This window comes from Bacillus cereus, assembly GCF_002561295.1.
Lineage (GTDB): Bacteria > Bacillota > Bacilli > Bacillales > Bacillaceae_G > Bacillus_A > Bacillus_A cereus_S.
In genome coordinates this window covers 1-310 of record NZ_NTUG01000043.1, presented here as the reverse complement: position 1 = coordinate 310, position 310 = coordinate 1, and the positions used below count along the sequence as shown (strand labels likewise).

Here is a 310-nt window from a genome sequence, read left to right as displayed (position 1 = left end):
AACTTGGGTATACCTCCATGTATTTGCTTTAAATGGTGGACCTTGTAGGACTCGAACCTACGACCGGACGGTTATGAGCCGTCTGCTCTAACCAGCTGAGCTAAAGGTCCTTTATGGTAGCGGCGGAGGGGATCGAACCCCCGACCTCACGGGTATGAACCGTACGCTCTAGCCAGCTGAGCTACACCGCCATAATAAAGTTATAAGTGGAGCCTAGCGGGATCGAACCGCTGACCTCCTGCGTGCAAGGCAGGCGCTCTCCCAGCTGAGCTAAGGCCCCATGTTATAAATATCGGGAAGACAGGATTTG

At 53.2% G+C, this 310-nt stretch carries 3 tRNA genes; all 3 read right to left on the bottom strand.

The window, feature by feature from the left end:
* Positions 1–33: 33 nt before the first annotated feature.
* Positions 34–110 (bottom strand) — tRNA-Ile (locus CN373_RS21625).
* A gap of 4 nt (positions 111–114) precedes the next feature.
* A tRNA-Met gene (locus CN373_RS21620) sits at positions 115–191 on the bottom strand.
* A gap of 16 nt (positions 192–207) precedes the next feature.
* A tRNA-Ala gene (locus tag CN373_RS21615) sits at positions 208–280 on the bottom strand.
* Positions 281–310: the final 30 nt, after the last annotated feature.